Below are 15,277 nucleotides of genomic sequence, written 5' to 3'. Positions count from 1 at the left end.
GACTGCGGAAAGGGTTGCCACGGTCACGACGCTTTGGCTCCCCGGGTGCTTAGGCGTTGGCCCTTTGGGCGGTGACCACGTCGTCCACCACGGCGCAGAGGCGCTGCAGCCGCCGGACGGCATCAGTGGACAGGGATTCGACGACGTCGGGCGCGCCGATGCAGGACGCCCAGACAGCGCGTCCGGAGAGGAAGCCGCTGGCACCTTCCAGGCAGGCCCACCGGACTGCCTCCGGGAAGACGTCCTCGGGGACACCGGAGGAGAGCACCACCCAGGGGCCGTCGATGGCATTGGTCAGCTCGGCGCACGCGGCCCGGACCTCTGCCTCGGAGGCCTGGCCGTGGAACGGGACTTCGGCCTTGTACAGGTCAGCGCCCAGGCTGCCCAGCTCCTTGGCGGCGGCGAGGATGCCGGCGTTCCAGTCAAAGTCTCCGCCGGCCAGCGGCTTGCGGGAGACGGGCTCGATGATGCTGATGAGTCCGGCGGACTGGCACCGTTCCACGAATTCGCGGACCATTTCCACCCGGCCTTCGGCGGGCTCGTCCGGGCGGTAGAGGACCAGGAGCTTGAGGGCCTTCACGCCCAGGGCCTTGTACTTGTGCGGGTCCACCAGGCGGTCAATGGTTACCTCGCCCACCAGTTCGCCGTGTGCGGATTCGAAGTGGTCCGCCGAGGCGATCAGCCCGCAGCCGGGGTCCACCACGTTGTCCTCGATGGCCTGGTCGAGGGCGAACTGCCGGTCGATCAGGACGCCCGAGGCGTAGGGGGTAAGGATTTTGGCGGCCTGGAGCTTGAAGTCCTGGAGGTCCTGGTCCGTGACGGGCTGGTCCGTGTGCTCGGCGAACATGTTGCGCATGGCCTCGCGCTGGTCCACGGCGAGCATCGCGAAGGCGCCTGACGGGCGCTGGAGGGGTGAGAGGTCTGTGGGGCTCATGGGCTGCTTCTTTCAGCTGGGCGTTGGGTTAGGCGGGCAGGTTGGTGGCTAGGACAGGAGTGATGGTCTGGTGGGGGATGGCGGAGCGGCCGTCCAGTCCCTGGCAGGACGCGGAAGCGGTGCGGCCGGCAAAGGCTGCAGCCTCCACCAGCGGCAGCCCGGCGGCGACGGCGGCCAGGAGGGCGCCGTGGTAGACGTCGCCGGCACCCAGGGTGGAGACGATGTTGGCCGGAGTGGCGGGCACATGGACCGCGTCGCCGTTGCCGTCCTTGACCCAGGCCCCCTCCGAGCCGGCGGTGGCCACGACGGCGGTGGCGCCGTCGTCGACCGCTTTTTGAAGGAGCGCCGCGGCGGAAAGCTGCTCGCCGTACTCTGCGCGGAGCCGTTCGATGGTGGGGACGTACAGTGCGACGCCCTTGGGATTGAAGGACGGGATGGGGTTGCCGGCATCCACGCTGATCCTTAGGGTGCCAAGGTCCCCGCGTGTGGCGGAGGCGACGGCGTTCCAGCCCAGGTGGTCCACGTGGACCCAGGCTGCCGACTGCAGCAGTTCATGGAAGCGGCTGCCGGCCGGAAGGCTGACCGGCGGCACCGGACGGGTGACGATGGCCCGGCTTTCGGAAGCCTTGCTGACCACGATCACGCTGGCCCCTGTTTTGACGTCCGGGTCGCGGATGACGGCGGAGGTGTCAACGCCTTCTGCCTGCAGGCCGGCGATGATGCGGTCGCCTTCCTCGTCGGTGCCGAGGACACCGGCGAAGGCTGTTGCAGCTCCGGCGCGGGCTGCTGCCACGGCTGCGGTGGCGGCCGGCCCGCCGCCCGCGGTCGCGAAATCCGCGGCAACGGTGCGGCTGTCCGCAGCAGGGTAGTCCTCCACCAAAGCGATGGAGTCAAGTGTGGCGCACCCTACGAAGAGCAGGGTTCCAGTTGACGGTTGGGGCACGTTCCACCTCGTTGTAGTTCCGGCTGGTACTGAAGAAATATACACACGCTATGTTGGAATAACAACACTTTCTGTATAGTTCTGTTTGGGATGCAACGCCGCGGTCCCCCCAAAAACTCAACGTAGAGAAACGGAGCAGCTCATGTCATTGCCTTCTGCGGAACCGGTCCGGACCATCCGATACGGCCTCATCGGCGCAGGCCACATGGCCCGCGAACACGTCCGGAACCTCGCCCTGATCCCCGGAAGCCGGATCACCGCAGTGTCCGATCCCCAGCAGTCCTCCCTGGAGGAGACTGCTGCGGAGATCGGGTACGGGGTGGAGACGTTTCCCTCCCACCAGGAACTGCTGGCCTCCGGCCTGGTGGATGCACTCGTGATCGCCAGCCCCAACGACACGCACCTGGGCATCCTGAAAGACATCTTCGCCAGCGGAACCAACCTGCCCGTGCTCGTGGAGAAGCCTGTGTGCACCACCGCCGAGCAGGCCGATGAACTCGAGGCGCTGGCCGCCGGCTACCCGGCGCCCGTGTGGGTCGCGATGGAATACCGCTACATGCCGCCGGTACAGGAAGTCATCCAGGCCGCGCACACCGGCAAGCTCGGCAACATCTACATGCTCTCCATCGTGGAGCACCGCTTCCCGTTCCTGCACAAGGTGGATGCCTGGAACCGCTTCGCGGAGCGGACCGGCGGAACCCTGGTGGAGAAGTGCTGCCACTTCTTCGATTTGATGCGGCTGATCCTGCAGGATGAGCCGGTCCGGGTCTACGCCAGCGGCGGCCACGACGTGAACCACATGGACGAGGTCTACGACGGCCGCGTGTCGGACATGATCGACAATGCCTACGTGATTGTGGACTTCAAGGGCGGCCGCCGCGCCATGCTGGAGCTGTCCATGTTCGCCGAGGGGTCCAAGTTCCAGGAACGGATCTCCATCGTGGGGGATGCCGCCAAGATCGAGACGCTCATCCCGGTGGCAGCCAGCCACTGGATCCCCGGTGACGAGGCGGAGGCCACCGTGGAGTTCAGCCCGCGCTCGCCGCTGGGCCCTGAAAAGCACGAGGTCCCGGTGGATGAGGCAGTACTGGCCGCAGGCGCCCACCACGGCTCCACGTACTACGAGCACCTTGGGTACCGGAAGGCGATCCTCGGCGAGGGGCCGGTGGAAGTAACGGTTGCCGACGGGCTGCAGTCGGTCCGGATGGGCCTCGCGGCCGAACGTTCAATCGCGGAAGGACGCCCCGTGGAGCTTACGAATGCCGGTGCCGGGGTACGACACTAGGTAAGTTGGTGTTGGAATTGCAACACTCCGCCGAGCCTGGTGTCCGGCGCATGGTCAGAAAGAAGGGGTTATGAGCATTGCACGTGGGGATGCGCCGCTGACGCCCCGCCAGCGCACCATCCTGGACGAGCTGGGCCGGCGCGGGTTCATTTCCACCACCGATCTGGCCGAGACCTTCGCGGTCTCGGACATGACGGTGCGCCGGGACACGCGGGTATTGTCCAAACTGGGCCTGGTCCGGGTGGTGCACGGCGGCGTGAGCGCCATCCATGGGCAGGGCCAGAACGCGGACTTCGCTGCCCGGGTCCGTGAGGATGCCGAAGCCAAGCTTCGCGTGGCCCGCGCCTGCGTATCCATGATCGGGGAGCGGGACGCGATCATCCTGGACGCCGGCACCACCACGTACCAGATTGCGCAGGAGTTGCCCGCCGCGTTCAAGGGGACAATCATTACCCACTCGGCCCCGGCCATCCAGCGGTGCCTGCAGCTGACCTCGGCTCGGACCATCTGCCTGGGCGGGGAACTGCTGCTGGACAGCCAGGCGTTCAACGGCCCCATGACCGTCAGCGCTGCGGCCGGGCTGCGCGCCAGGACCGCGTTCATTGGCGTCAGCGGAATCCACGACGAGGCGTTTTACATTGAGCGTGACGTGGAACGCGCCACTAAGATCGCACTCATGAACTCTGCGGAACAGGTGGTAGTGGTGGCAACACACCAGAAGATGCTGCGGTACGCGCTGGCCCGGCTGGCGGCCTTCGACGCCGCGGATGTCCTGGTGACGGACGCGCCCCCGCCGCGGGAAATCGAATCGGCGCTGCGTGCGGCGAACGTCAAGCTCGTGGTGGCGGCATGACCGCGCCGCTGCGGGTTTCCCTGCCCGACCAGAAACTGGTGGAGGCGCTGGAGCCGGCTGCCGGCGTCGAATTCTTCGTATGGGACTTTTCCGGCCCTGCCCCCGCAGGGCGTTTGGACATCGTGGTGCCGCCGTACATGCGCGGGCCGGAGGTGCTGGCTGCGCTGGAGTCCGTGGAGATCGGCCTGGTCCAGAGCCAGTCCATCGGGTACGACGGCGTGGCGGACGTCCTGCCCGCCGGTTGCCTTTTCGCCAACGCGGCAGGCGTGCATGAAACGTCGACGGCGGAACTTGCCCTGGGCATGATGATTGCCAGCCAGCGCGGCATGGCCGACTTTGCACGGAACCAGGCCACCGGGACCTGGGACAACAGGCAGCGGCCCAGCCTGGCCGACCGCCGGGTGCTGCTGGTGGGCTACGGGGGAGTGGGCAAGGCCATCGAGGCCCGGCTCCTGCCCTTCGAAACGCAGGTGACCCGGATGGCGAGCCGTGAACGCGAAGACGCCGGCGGAAAGATCTTCGGGATCGACTCACTGTATGAGCAGCTGCCCCTGCACGACATCGTGGTGGTCAGTGTGCCCCTCAGCGAGCAGACAAAGCAGCTGGTGGATGCAAAGTTCCTGGCAGCAATGCCTGACGGGGCGCTGCTGGTGAACGTGGCCCGCGGGCCGGTGGCGGACACGGACGCGCTGCTGGCGGAGACGTCCTCGGGCCGTTTGCGTGCTGCGCTGGACGTGACGGACCCCGAACCGCTGCCCGCGGACCATCCCCTCTGGACCTCGCCCGGCGTGCTGATTACCCCGCATGTCGGCGGGGCCAGCTCGGCGATGTTCCCGCGGATGGTCCGGCTGATCAAGCAGCAGATCGGGCTGATGCTGGAGGGCAAGGAGCCCGTCAACGTGGTGCTGGGCGGCCCGTCCCGGAGCTAGGTTCTGCGGTTTACTGCAACGCGGGGTCACTCCCAGCCGAATAATTGACCGTTATTAGGCCAAAAGCGACCCCGTGTTGCCTGTTGAGGGGCGGCCGCGGGCTTGTTGGTGGGGCTATCTCCGGAATTCGATGCGGACCGAGTTGTCGTCCGGCAGGACGATGACCGTTCCGTCCCGCGGCGCCCAGCCGTCGTGCAGGAAAAAGAAACGTCCGCCGCTCAGCACCAGCAGGCGCAGCCCGTCGTACCGGTAGAGCGGAGCTTCGCCGTTGCCCACCTTCACTTCGGTGACCGCGCCGGAGCCGATGCCCAGCGGCTTGGGCGAATACACCTCCGCCCGGGGCATGAACTGGACGCCCTGCTCGTAGTCCACGGCCAGCCGCCGGCCCAGCGCCTGCGCATAGTCGGCCGTGCCCCAGAAAAGCAGCAGCGTCACGATGCTCAGGATCAGCGTGGTTTCCACCGCCCGCTGCTCGGCGCTCAGGGCCGGCACCCGGGTGTTCCGGCCCAGGCGGCGGAGGTGGACGCACCAGGTGGCCACCAGTACGCCCAGGGCCATCAGATACGGCGAGAAGAGCGCCGTCCGGGTGCGATCAACCACCGCCAGCACCAGGCTGACTCCGACCACAAGCCCACTGACCAGGGCGCCGATGCCTGCGGCCCGGAGGATGACGGCGCGTCCGCGGTCCTCCTCGATCCGGCGGCGCAGCAAGCGGTCAAGCGCCAGCCAGGCAACGCTGGCGGCAAGGATGCAGACCAGCGGCAGGAAGAGCGCGTTGATGCTGATGAGCAGGTAGTCCTGCACTGTGTACCCGAAGAGGCTGACGTTGAGGCCCATGTACGCCGCCTGTGCATCGGCGCGTGCCCAGCCGAAGTAGAACAGCAGCGCCGTGGCAACCGTAACCGGCGGGCCGATGGCGGAAATAACTCCGACGGCGCGGGACCATGAGGAACGCCCGTCTCCGTCGCCCTCCGTCACGGTGCGGCGCCCGGCGCCGGGCACGTACTCTGGTCCGCGGCGTACTCGAAGGAAGCGGATCCCTGGACCTGCCAGTCGGCGTCGGCAATACTCACTTCGGCGGTGGTGGGTTGCCCTTCAGCCAGTGGCGGTGCCAGGAAGTAGAACTCAAACGGGAAGTCGGTGTCCGTGAAGCTCTGGCGCTGGCTGACCAGTGCCGTGGCGGAGCCAACGTTGACTGAACGGACGGTGCCGGCGGGGAGGCCGGTGACGCTTCCGTCCAGGATGAGCACGTCCCCTGCGCAGACCTGGAAGGGCTGGCTGTCGCCCGCATCATCCTGCACGGCTTTGAGTTCCGGAACGCAGGCGGTTCCGGGGCGGGGGGCAAGCTCAATGACGGCATCCGGCTTTTGTGTCCGGACGGCAGCGATATTGCTGAGGATCTGCTGCGCGGCTTCAGACCAGCAGTCAGGCGGGGACGTCGACAGGGCAGGAACGCCCGCCTCCCAGGCAGCCTGGTCACCCTTCAGGCCGAAGCAAAGCGTCCGTGCTGCCTCTTCCACGGTATTGAAGGGTTCGGAGAAGCCGGGAACCGACTCACAATTCAAGTCCTTCAAGCGCACATACCAAATCGGATCCCCCCTGCCCACCGGGCCTATCGGCAGCCAGTCGAGCACCACGGTCTCGGGGGCTGGCGGCTGGGCAGCGGCGGGCGGACCGGGCGGCGGCACGGGCGGTTGGGCGGGAGCCTGCGGAGCGGGTGCCGGTGGCTGGGCAGGGGCGGGTGGACCGGGTGGCTGCGCCGGACCGGGCCCCTGCGGCTGGCGTGGCACGGGCGGCGGCTGTTGAGCCGGTGCCGGGTCCTGGCCTTGCGGCAGGCTTTGCCCGCTGTCAGGACCGGAGCCTGAAGCATCAGAGCTTGAATTATCAGAGCCTGAACCGCCGGATCCGTCCGGTCCCCGGTTGGCGCCGCCGCCGGCCGTTTCTTCGGCAGGCCGATCCGACGGCGATGTATCCTGCCTGCTTTCGCTGGACGAGGCGGCAGGGCTGCTGGCTGCCGGGCCACTCCTGTCCTCTGTCGACATGCAGGCGGACAGAAGCAGCGACAGGACCAGCGCCCAGACAAAGGCGATAGGGTGGCGGCGGCTGTAGGAGTGCATCTCGCACCATCACTGTCTCTGTATGCCGAACTTCCAGCCTTGGGTTGAGTGCCGGGATCTCCGGCAGGGAGGGCCCAACCTCGCAGGGTAGTTGCGTACACCGGCATTAAACGCTCCAGGCGTTACTGTGCCGTTACTGCGTGGCCTGTGCGGTTTCTATACAGCGTGTTCTATGCAGCGTGCTGGCGCTTCCTCCGGAACACCATCCGCAGGTGGTCGCGCACGCCCAGGCTGCTCCTCCGGCTGGCCACGATCACGCCGGAGGCCGCGGCCAGCAGCACGATGACACCGCCGGCGGCCACGGACCAGCGCGCGCCGAACTCCGTGCCGATCCAGCCCATCAGGGGCGCGCCCACGGCGGTGCCGCCCTGCAGGACCGCCAGGTAGAGCGCCAGCACGCGCCCACGGAAGCGGGGCTCCACGGAGAGCTGGATGCTGGTGTTGCAGCTGTTCAGGAACGTGATGGACGCCAGCCCGATCGGAACCAGGACGGCCGCATACAGCCAGAACGACGGCGACACACTCCCCAGGAGGGTAAACGCGCCGAGCCCCAGCGCACCGCCCAGCAGGAACCGCAGCCGCGGCCCGGCCCGGCGTGCCGCAAGCAGCGCGCCGCCCAGCGTACCCACCGCCATGATCGAACCAAGAAGCCCGAATTCGCCCGGGCCGGCGCCGAACTCAGTAGTGGCCATCAGTGCGTTGATGATGGGAAAGTTCATTCCGAATGCCCCCAGGATGCCCACCAGGACCATGATCAGCACCAGGTCCGGCCGGTTGCGCACGTAGCGGACGCCTTCCGCCACCTGGTGCCTGCTCCGTGTTGCCGGGGCGGCGGGCACGAGTTCTGCGGTCCGGATCCGGAAGAGGGAAACAATGACGGCGGCGAAGCTGGCTGCGTTCAGGAGGAAGACCGGTCCCGTACCCACCCAGGCAATGAGTACCCCGGCAATGGCAGGGCCGGTCAGCCGGGCTGTGTTGAAGGACGCGGAGTTCAGTGCAACGGCGTTGGAAATGTTGTCCCGCCCCACGAGTTCTGACACGAAGGACTGGCGTGACGGCGCATCGATGGCGCTGGCTATTCCCAGGCACAGGGCGGCCAGATAGGCGTGCCACAGCTCCGCTGTGCCGGTCACCACCAGGAGCCCGAGCACCAGCCCGGTCACGCCCATGGCCACCTGCGTCCACAGCAGGATCACCCTCTTTCGGTAGCGGTCCGCCAGCACTCCGCCGTACGGGCCGAGCAGCAGCATGGGGAGGAACTGCAGTCCGGTGGTGATGCCGACGGCGGCGCCGGAGTAGTTGGTGAGGACGGTCAGGACCAGCCAGTCCTGCGCCACCCGCTGCATCCAGGTCCCGATGTTGGACACCAGCGCGCCGCTCGCCCAGATCCGGTAGTTGCGGTTTTCCAGCGCACGGAACATGGCGCTCATCTGCCGCTCATCTCCTGCATGATGCGTGCGGCCCGGCCCAGGACCAGCCGGTCTTCCTCGCTCAGCCCGGCCACGCGTTGCGCGAGCCACGCGGTCCGCTGGTTCCGGGCCTCTTCAAGGACGGCCCGGCCGGCGTCGGTGATGTCGATGTGGACCTGGCGGCCGTCGTCGGGGTTTGCCGCCCTGGAGACGAAGCCCAGTTCGGCGAGGGCGTTGACGATCCGGGTCATGGACGGGGCCTGCACGTGCTCGCTGGTGGCCAGTTCGCGGAGGGTGCTGGGTCCGCTGCCGTTGAGTAATGCCAGCACCGTGTACTGGCCCGGCGTGATGACGTCGCCGGTTGCCTCGACGCGGAGCCGCCGCGAGGTGCGCATCACGGCGGTCCGGAGGTCAATGGCCAGGGTGTCCGGGCCGGTCTCCCCGGTAATGCTCTCGTTCTTGGCTGTGGTCACGTCCGTGAGCCTCCCCAAAATGCTTAGCAATGCTAATTAGTTCTGCTAATAAGTATGCTCCGATTTGGAAGAGGCGGCAAGCCGTCGCCGGGTATGGCGGCTTCCGCCAGGGCTGGCGTAGGCTCTGGTGGACCATGACAGAACAGCAGCCCTACGAGCTGGTCCGGCGCTATCCGCACTTCGAACTGCGCCGCTACCCCGGGTACGTCGTGGCCGAAACCAAGGTGGCCGCCACCTTTGACCGTGCCGGAAACATGGCCTTCCGGCGCTTGTTCAACTACATCAGCGGGAGCAATTCAACCCGCGGGAAGCTGGCCATGACCGCCCCGGTTATCCAGGAGCCCGGATCGCCGCAGAAGCTGGCTATGACCGCCCCGGTGCTTCAGTCCGGTTCCCTGGCGGGAAAGGGCGGACCTGCCGAGTATGTGGTGGCTTTTGTGCTTCCTGCCGGCGTGACAGCTGAAACCGCGCCCGTTCCCGCCGACCCCGCCGTGACGGTGCGGGCCGTGCCCGGTTCCCTTGCCGCAGTGCTGCGCTTCTCCGGCAGCGGGTCAGCCGCCGCGTTCGAACGGCGCAACAGCGGCCTGCAGGCGGCACTGACCCTTGCCGGCCTGACGCCGGTGGGGCCGCCGCGGTTTGCCCGCTTCGATCCGCCGTTCAAGCCGTGGTTCCTGCGGCGGAATGAGGTTGTACAGGACGTTCAGGAGCCGGTGGACGCTGCGGGCTGACCGTCCCCGGCCGCCGCGTTCAGGAAGTTCGATGACGGCATAACAGGTCCACCGAGGCTTGCCCCCTGCCCTACTGGCCTGCCAATGCTTCAAGTGTGGCCCGTGAACCGGCGTTGTGGAGGCTTGTCAGCGCCCGGGTATACGCGGCGATGAATTCCTGGTTGCCGGCCAGGTCGCCAAAGACCTCCCGGTCCGAGATGAAGGCCAGCGGTTCCTGCCGCTGCCGGGCGGCTGAGGCCATCAGCTTGTCCCTGAGGCGGTCGACGACGTCAATCGGGTTGCCCTGCTCGTCGGCGCCTTCGGCATAGCGGGCCCAGCTGGCAACGATGGCGGCGGACCGGCGGATTTCCCCGCCCCGATCAAGGTTGATGCGGATGACCGGCAGCAGCCATTTGGGGATCCGGTCCGAGCTTTCCGCACAGAGGCGGGCAAGGGTGTCCCGGACGTGTTCGTTGGTGAAGCGTTCGATGAGGGTGTGTTTGTAGTGGGCGAGGTCCACGCCGGGCACCGGCTCCAGGGTGGGGGTGGCCTCCTTGTCCATGTAGTCGAGCAGGAACTTTGCGAACAGCGGGTCCTGGGCAGCTTCGTGGGCGTAGCGGTAGCCGGCCAGGTGGCCGAAGTAGCACATGCCCTGGTGGCTGGCGTTGAGGAGGCGGAGTTTCATCAGTTCGTACGGTTCAACATCCGCCACGAGCTGGACCCCGGCGTCCTCAAGCGGGGGACGTCCAAGGCTGAACGTGTCCTCGAGGACCCACTGCTCAAACGGCTCGCACACCACGGGCCACGCATCCTCGATGCCGAACTCCGCCGAAACGGCGGCGCGGTCAGCGTCGGCGGTGACGGGCGTGATCCGGTCCACCATGCTGTTGGGGAAGGGAACGTTCGCGGTGATCCAGGCGCCGAGGTCCGGGTCCTTGAGCACGGCGAAGGCAGTGAACATCTTCCGCGCCACGTCGCCGTTGCCCTGGATGTTGTCGCAGGACATCACCGTGAAGGGGACCAGGCCGCGGGCACGACGGCGGGCCAGGGCTTCGGTGATGAGGCCGAAGGTCGTCCGGGGTGCTGCCCCCGGCTGGAGGTCGTGGACCACGTCGGGGTTGCCGGCGTCGAACTCGCCGGTGACGTGGTGGAAGTTGTACCCGCCCTCGGTGACTGTGAGTGAAACGATCCGGACGGCGCCGGACGCCATCTTCTCGAGGACGGACTCGGGATCGTCAGGGGCGAACAGGTACTCGATGATCGAGCCGATGACCCGCCCTTCCCGGGTTCCGTCCGGGTTCTTGACCACCAGGGTGTAGAGGCAGTCCTGGCTGTCCATGACCTGTTTCATGCGGGCATCACCGGGCAGGACCCCCACGCCGCAGATGGCCCAGTCGAGGGCCTTGCCCTCGTTCATCAGCCGGTCCAGGGGTACATGGCCTGGTGGGCGCGGTGGAAGCCGCCCACGCCGAAGTGGACGATTCCCGCCGTCAGAGAGGCCCGGTCGTAGGCGGGGACGGCCAGGGATGCAGGCAGTCCGGCAAGGGTCCGGGTTTGAAGTGCAGTCATGGGGCTAGCCTTCCGCAGGGGCGGGCAGGCCGGGCGGTGTTCCGGCCGGCTTTCCGGACAGGGAACCCAGCTCGGCTGACGTGGGCGGGTTGGCCCCCGGCCGGGAACACGTGATGGCGGCGGCCCTGTTCGCGTAGGCCGCCAGGGCATCCAGGTCTTCGGGGGAGAGGCTCCGCAGGCGCGGCCTGTTGGCGGCACCGAGCGCGTCCCGTTGCGCCAGGCCGGCGATCAGGGCGGCCATGAAGGAGTCGCCCGCCCCCACGGTGTCCGCCACGGCGACCGTTTCGCCGGGCATCTCCACGCGCCCCTGCCGGGTCAGGACCACCGGTCCGTCCGCGCCGCGCGTCAGCGTAACCAGTGCCGGTCCCAGCGCCAGCCACGCGGCAAGGGACTCGTCCAAGGTCCTGCCGGGGTAGAGCCAGCGCAGGTCCTCGTCGCTGGCTTTGACGATGTCACTGGCGGCCACAAAGTCCTCGGCTTCACGGCGTGCGGCTTCAACATTCCCGCTGATGGCCGGCCGGCAGTTGGGATCGAAACTCACCGTCGCGTGCGGGCGTGCCGCTTCGGCCAGGCCCCGGACGGCCTTGTTGCCGGGTGCCAGGACCGTGGCGATGGATCCGGTGTGGACATGCAGCGAACCCTGCACCGCGGCAAGGGCCGGGATGGAGGCCCCGTTGACGTCCCAGCTGATGTTGAACGTGTACTCGGCTGCGCCGGTAGCGTCCAGGGACGCCAGCGCGGACGACGTCGGCAGGGAACCTCCCACGATCGGTTCAACATTGTTGGTGCGCAGGTGGTCAGCGATCAGCTTCCCGTGCGCGTCGTCGCCATAGTGCGTGACCAGCCTGGTCCCCAGGCCCAGCCGCGCGCACCCTACCGCGACGTTGAGCGGGCTCCCGCCCGGGTGCACCTGCTGCGCGGAGCCCCGGCCGGGGGCCTCAATGATGTCAACGAGCGACTCGCCGATGACGGTGATCATGGTCAGCGGCCCGGGTAGACAACGGCTTTGAGCTGGCCGGGCTGCTTGCCCGCCCTGAGCGCGTTCTCGGAGTCCGCGAGTGGAAACCTGCCGGTGACCAGGATGTCCAGGTCCACCTTGCCGTCCGCGATCAGCTGGATGGCCAGCGGCCAGGTGTTGGTGTAGCGGAACACGCCGGAGAGCCAGATCTCGCGGTTCTGGATGTAGGAGACGGGGAGTTCGACGTCGTCCGCGCCCAGTCCCACCAGGATGACTCTGCCTGCAGGGGCCACGGCCTTGATCCCGGCGCGGACCGCCTGCGGTGCGCCGGACGCGTCAATGAACGCGTCGACGTCGAGCCCTTCCACGCTGTCCGTCTTTGCGTTGAGCGCGTGGGTGGCGCCGTGTTCGAGGGCGAAGGCGAGCCGGTCCTCGGCGATGTCGGAGATGTAGATCTCGGTGGCGCCGTACGCGCGGGCGGCCTGGGCGGCGATGATGCCGATGGGCCCGGTGCCGGCGATCAGGACCCTGCTGCCGGGCTTGATTTGTGCGCGTTCGCAGGCCCAGAGCCCTACGGAGAGCGGCTCGATGAGGGCGGCAGCCTCGTCGCTGACGCTGTCCGGGATGTCGTAGGCGAAGTCGGACTGGATGGTGACGTATTCGGCGAAGGCGCCGTCAACGGGCGGGGTGGCGTAGAACTCGATGTCCGGGCAGAGGTTGTAGCGGCCGGCCTTGCACTGCTTGCACGTGCGGCAGGGGCGCTGGGGCTCGACGGCGACGCGCTTGCCGATGCGGGCGGGGTCAACGGCGGATCCGACGGCGGCGATCCGGCCGGAGAGTTCGTGGCCGAGGATGAGCGGGTGGTCCACCACGTAGGGGCCGATCCGGCCGTGCTCGTAGTAGTGGACGTCGCTGCCGCAGACGCCGACGGCGGCGACCTGGACCAGGACCTGGTCGGCGTCGAGCTGCGGGAGGGGCAGGGTTTCCATGGCCATCTCGCCCTGGCGCTTGAGGAGGGACGCGCGCATGGTGGCCGGCAGGCCGGAGCCGGTGGCCGGGGACTGGGTGGTTGTTGTGGTCATCGGAGTGATCCTTCTGAGTGTTGGGCGGGCTGGTTTATCTCACGGCCTGCTATTTCACGGCGCCGAGGGAGAGTCCCTGGACGAGCTTGTCCTGGGCGGCGAACCCGGCGAAGAGCACGGGCAGGGAGATGACGACGGCGGCCGCGCACACCTTGGCGAGGAAGAGGCCCTGGCTGGAGACGAAGCCGGTGAGGAAGACCGGGGCTGTTCCGGCCATGACGCCGGTGAGGACCCGGGCGAGGAGCAGTTCGTTCCAGCTGAAGATGAAGCAGATCAGGGCGGTGGCGGCGATCCCCGGCATCGCGACCGGGGCGACGACGGCGCGGAGGGTCAGGAGCAGGCCGGCTCCGTCGATCTGGGAGGCCTCGAGCATTTCCACCGGGACTTCGGCGAGGAAGGACCGCATCATCCAGACAGCGATGGGCAGGTTCATGGACGTGTACATCAGGACCAGGAACCAGATGTTGTCCAGCCCGCCGATGGTTTTGGCGAACAGGAACAGCGGCAGGACCGCGGCGACGATGGGCAGCATCTTGGTGGAAAGGAAGAAGAACATCACGTCCGTCCACTTCTTGATCGGCCTGATCGAGAGGGCGTACGCGGCCGGGATGGCCAGGACCAGCACCAGGACGGTGGACAGGACGGACGCGGTGGCCGAGTTGATCAGCGGCGGCCAGGGGCTGACCCCGGAGCTGGCGCCGAAGAATTCCGCGTAGGCATCGAGGGTCAGGGGTGCGCCGAGGGACGGCGGGTTGGTGGCGGCATCCGTTTCGGAGTGGAAGGAGGTCAGGATCATCCAGAGGACCGGGGCCACGAACAGCAGGGCCAGCAGCCAGGCGGCGATGCCGGCGGCGGTGTTGTTGCGCGTGGGATCCATCCGGGACTTGCCCCGGCTGGATCTTCCGAATCCGCGGCGGCCGGACCCGGTGTTCGGGGCGGTGGGCGGTGTTGAACGGGCGAGGCCCGGCTTGCGGGGTTCGGCAGGAGTGAGGGTGCTCATCGTGCTGCCTCCTTCTTGAAGAGTGAAAAGACGGTGCGGAGGGCGAAGGTGGCCACGATGATGGTGCCGATGACCACCACGACGCCTGTTGCTGAGGCCAGACCGTATTCATTGGCGAAGTAGAAGGTCTGGTAGATGGAGTACGGCAGGTTGGCCGTGCCCAGGCCGCCCGAGGTGAGCGTGAAGACGGCGTCGAAGTTCTGCACGATGTAGATGGCGCCGAGCAGGCCGCCCAGTTCCAGGTACTGGCGCAGGTGCGGCAGGGTCAGGTGGCGGAAGATTTCCCAGGGGCTGGCCCCGTCCATCTGCGCCGCTTCCACGGTGTCCATGGGCCGGGACTGCAGCCCGGCGAGCAGGATGAGCATCATGAACGGCGTCCACTGCCACACCAGCGAGAGGATGACGGCGGTCAGGGGTGCCTGCGAGAGGAGGTCCGGCTGCGGCGGGGTGCTGCTGCCGAAAAGCGACCAGACCCAGGTCAGGATGCCGTTGATCAGGCCGTACGTCGGGTTCAGCAGGGCGTGCTTCCAGACGAGGGCAGCAGCTACGGGAACCACCAGGAACGGTGCGATCAGCAGGGTGCGGGCCAGCCCGCGGCCAATGAACTTCTTGTCCAGGAGCAGGGCCAGGACCAGACCGATGACCAGGCTGGCCAGGACCACCGAGACGGTGAGGACGATGGTTGTGAAGATGGCCTGGCGCAGGTCCGCGTTGGTGAGGACCTCCACGTAGTTGCTGAAACCCGCGAATCCCGTCTGGTCCGGGCGGAGGCTGTTCCAGTTCAGGAAGGAAATGATCAGGGTGGCAGCAAAGGGAAGCTGCGTGACGATAATGAGGAAGACCAGGGCCGGCAGCAGCGGCGCGCGCCGTGCCCACGCCGTGGCGCGTTCACGGGCCCTGGCGTCTTTGGAAGGTTTGGGGGCGCTGTGCCCTGAACGGGCGACGCGCGCTGTTGCGGAAGTCATCATGTTCTCCTGCGGTTCTGTGGCCCGCCCGCAGGGCGGGCCACAGAACCGAT

The 15,277-nt window shown here is 67.6% G+C and carries 14 protein-coding genes and 1 pseudogene; 4 read left to right on the top strand and 11 right to left on the bottom strand.

The window, feature by feature from the left end; all coding sequences use genetic code 11:
• Nucleotides 1-49: 49 nt before the first annotated feature.
• Nucleotides 50-934, bottom strand: coding sequence for an aldolase (locus GK109_RS05340; protein WP_157238956.1), 885 nt, complete (start codon nucleotides 932-934; stop codon nucleotides 50-52).
• A 28-nt stretch (nucleotides 935-962) separates the two neighbouring features.
• The gene (locus tag GK109_RS05335; RefSeq protein WP_370460415.1) at nucleotides 963-1,877 is read right to left on the bottom strand and encodes a PfkB family carbohydrate kinase; all 915 of its coding nucleotides are present in this window, start codon (nucleotides 1,875-1,877) and stop codon (nucleotides 963-965) included.
• 142 nt (nucleotides 1,878-2,019) lie between these two features.
• Here GK109_RS05335 and GK109_RS05330 point away from each other — a divergent pair, with 142 nt between their 5' ends.
• The 3 genes from GK109_RS05330 to GK109_RS05320 all read left to right on the top strand — a co-directional run bounded on the left by GK109_RS05330 (nucleotide 2,020) and on the right by GK109_RS05320 (nucleotide 4,944).
• The gene (locus tag GK109_RS05330; protein ID WP_157238955.1) at nucleotides 2,020-3,162 is read left to right on the top strand and encodes a Gfo/Idh/MocA family protein; all 1,143 of its coding nucleotides are present in this window, start codon (nucleotides 2,020-2,022) and stop codon (nucleotides 3,160-3,162) included.
• A 70-nt stretch (nucleotides 3,163-3,232) separates the two neighbouring features.
• Nucleotides 3,233-4,015 (top strand): DeoR/GlpR family DNA-binding transcription regulator, encoded by a 783-nt coding sequence (locus GK109_RS05325; RefSeq protein ID WP_157238954.1) that lies wholly within the window; start codon nucleotides 3,233-3,235, stop codon nucleotides 4,013-4,015.
• Nucleotides 4,012-4,944, top strand: coding sequence for a 2-hydroxyacid dehydrogenase (locus tag GK109_RS05320; protein WP_157238953.1), 933 nt, complete (start codon nucleotides 4,012-4,014; stop codon nucleotides 4,942-4,944). Before GK109_RS05325 ends, GK109_RS05320 begins: the two co-directional genes overlap by 4 nt.
• 114 nt (nucleotides 4,945-5,058) lie before the next feature.
• Here GK109_RS05320 and GK109_RS05315 read toward each other — a convergent pair whose 3' ends face one another.
• From GK109_RS05315 to GK109_RS05300, 4 genes are all read right to left on the bottom strand, one after another.
• Entirely contained in the window at nucleotides 5,059-5,922 is an 864-nt protein-coding gene (locus GK109_RS05315) for a hypothetical protein (protein WP_197432418.1), read from the bottom strand.
• Complete coding sequence (locus GK109_RS05310; RefSeq protein ID WP_157238952.1) at nucleotides 5,919-6,518, bottom strand: hypothetical protein; 600 nt, start codon at nucleotides 6,516-6,518, stop codon at nucleotides 5,919-5,921. The genes GK109_RS05315 and GK109_RS05310 overlap by 4 nt, the downstream gene beginning before the upstream one ends.
• A gap of 713 nt (nucleotides 6,519-7,231) precedes the next feature.
• A complete protein-coding gene (locus GK109_RS05305) occupies nucleotides 7,232-8,491 on the bottom strand; it encodes an MFS transporter (RefSeq protein WP_157238951.1) in 1,260 nt (419 codons plus the stop codon).
• Nucleotides 8,488-8,865 (bottom strand): MarR family winged helix-turn-helix transcriptional regulator, encoded by a 378-nt coding sequence (locus GK109_RS05300; RefSeq protein WP_157242663.1) that lies wholly within the window; start codon nucleotides 8,863-8,865, stop codon nucleotides 8,488-8,490. Before GK109_RS05300 ends, GK109_RS05305 begins: the two co-directional genes overlap by 4 nt.
• 212 nt (nucleotides 8,866-9,077) lie before the next feature.
• On the opposite strand from GK109_RS05300, the gene GK109_RS05295 reads away from it, so the two are divergent.
• On the top strand, nucleotides 9,078-9,671 hold the full coding sequence (locus tag GK109_RS05295; RefSeq protein WP_157238950.1) for a heme-binding protein: 594 nt from the start codon (nucleotides 9,078-9,080) through the stop codon (nucleotides 9,669-9,671).
• 70 nt (nucleotides 9,672-9,741) lie between these two features.
• Here GK109_RS05295 and GK109_RS05290 read toward each other — a convergent pair.
• From GK109_RS05290 to GK109_RS05270, 5 genes and pseudogenes are all read right to left on the bottom strand, one after another.
• Nucleotides 9,742-11,219: pseudogene (locus GK109_RS05290) on the bottom strand (mannitol dehydrogenase family protein).
• Between the two features lie 4 nt (nucleotides 11,220-11,223).
• Nucleotides 11,224-12,198, bottom strand: a complete 975-nt coding sequence (locus GK109_RS05285; RefSeq protein ID WP_157238949.1) for a carbohydrate kinase — start codon at nucleotides 12,196-12,198, stop codon at nucleotides 11,224-11,226.
• A gap of 2 nt (nucleotides 12,199-12,200) precedes the next feature.
• Nucleotides 12,201-13,259: an NAD(P)-dependent alcohol dehydrogenase gene (locus GK109_RS05280; RefSeq protein WP_157238948.1), complete on the bottom strand. Its 1,059-nt coding sequence runs from the start codon at nucleotides 13,257-13,259 to the stop codon at nucleotides 12,201-12,203.
• 49 nt (nucleotides 13,260-13,308) lie between these two features.
• Nucleotides 13,309-14,259: a carbohydrate ABC transporter permease gene (locus GK109_RS05275; RefSeq protein WP_157238947.1), complete on the bottom strand. Its 951-nt coding sequence runs from the start codon at nucleotides 14,257-14,259 to the stop codon at nucleotides 13,309-13,311.
• The gene (locus tag GK109_RS05270; protein WP_157238946.1) at nucleotides 14,256-15,224 is read right to left on the bottom strand and encodes a carbohydrate ABC transporter permease; all 969 of its coding nucleotides are present in this window, start codon (nucleotides 15,222-15,224) and stop codon (nucleotides 14,256-14,258) included. The genes GK109_RS05275 and GK109_RS05270 overlap by 4 nt, the downstream gene beginning before the upstream one ends.
• Nucleotides 15,225-15,277 lie beyond the last annotated feature (53 nt).

Origin of the sequence: Pseudarthrobacter sp. GA104 (assembly GCF_009741265.1) — a bacterium.
GTDB lineage: Bacteria > Actinomycetota > Actinomycetes > Actinomycetales > Micrococcaceae > Arthrobacter.
This window is presented reverse-complemented; position numbering and strand designations above follow the sequence as displayed.

Coding starts and splice junctions, on each gene's coding strand:
- GK109_RS05340 (WP_157238956.1), bottom strand. CDS start 934: ATGAGCCCCACAGACCTCTCACCCCTCCAGCGCCCGTCAGGCGCCTTC.
- GK109_RS05330 (WP_157238955.1), top strand. CDS start 2,020: ATGTCATTGCCTTCTGCGGAACCGGTCCGGACCATCCGATACGGCCTC.
- GK109_RS05325 (WP_157238954.1), top strand. CDS start 3,233: ATGAGCATTGCACGTGGGGATGCGCCGCTGACGCCCCGCCAGCGCACC.
- GK109_RS05320 (WP_157238953.1), top strand. CDS start 4,012: ATGACCGCGCCGCTGCGGGTTTCCCTGCCCGACCAGAAACTGGTGGAG.
- GK109_RS05305 (WP_157238951.1), bottom strand. CDS start 8,491: ATGAGCGCCATGTTCCGTGCGCTGGAAAACCGCAACTACCGGATCTGG.
- GK109_RS05300 (WP_157242663.1), bottom strand. CDS start 8,865: ATGCGCACCTCGCGGCGGCTCCGCGTCGAGGCAACCGGCGACGTCATC.
- GK109_RS05295 (WP_157238950.1), top strand. CDS start 9,078: ATGACAGAACAGCAGCCCTACGAGCTGGTCCGGCGCTATCCGCACTTC.
- GK109_RS05285 (WP_157238949.1), bottom strand. CDS start 12,198: ATGATCACCGTCATCGGCGAGTCGCTCGTTGACATCATTGAGGCCCCC.
- GK109_RS05280 (WP_157238948.1), bottom strand. CDS start 13,259: ATGACCACAACAACCACCCAGTCCCCGGCCACCGGCTCCGGCCTGCCG.
- GK109_RS05275 (WP_157238947.1), bottom strand. CDS start 14,259: ATGAGCACCCTCACTCCTGCCGAACCCCGCAAGCCGGGCCTCGCCCGT.
- GK109_RS05270 (WP_157238946.1), bottom strand. CDS start 15,224: ATGACTTCCGCAACAGCGCGCGTCGCCCGTTCAGGGCACAGCGCCCCC.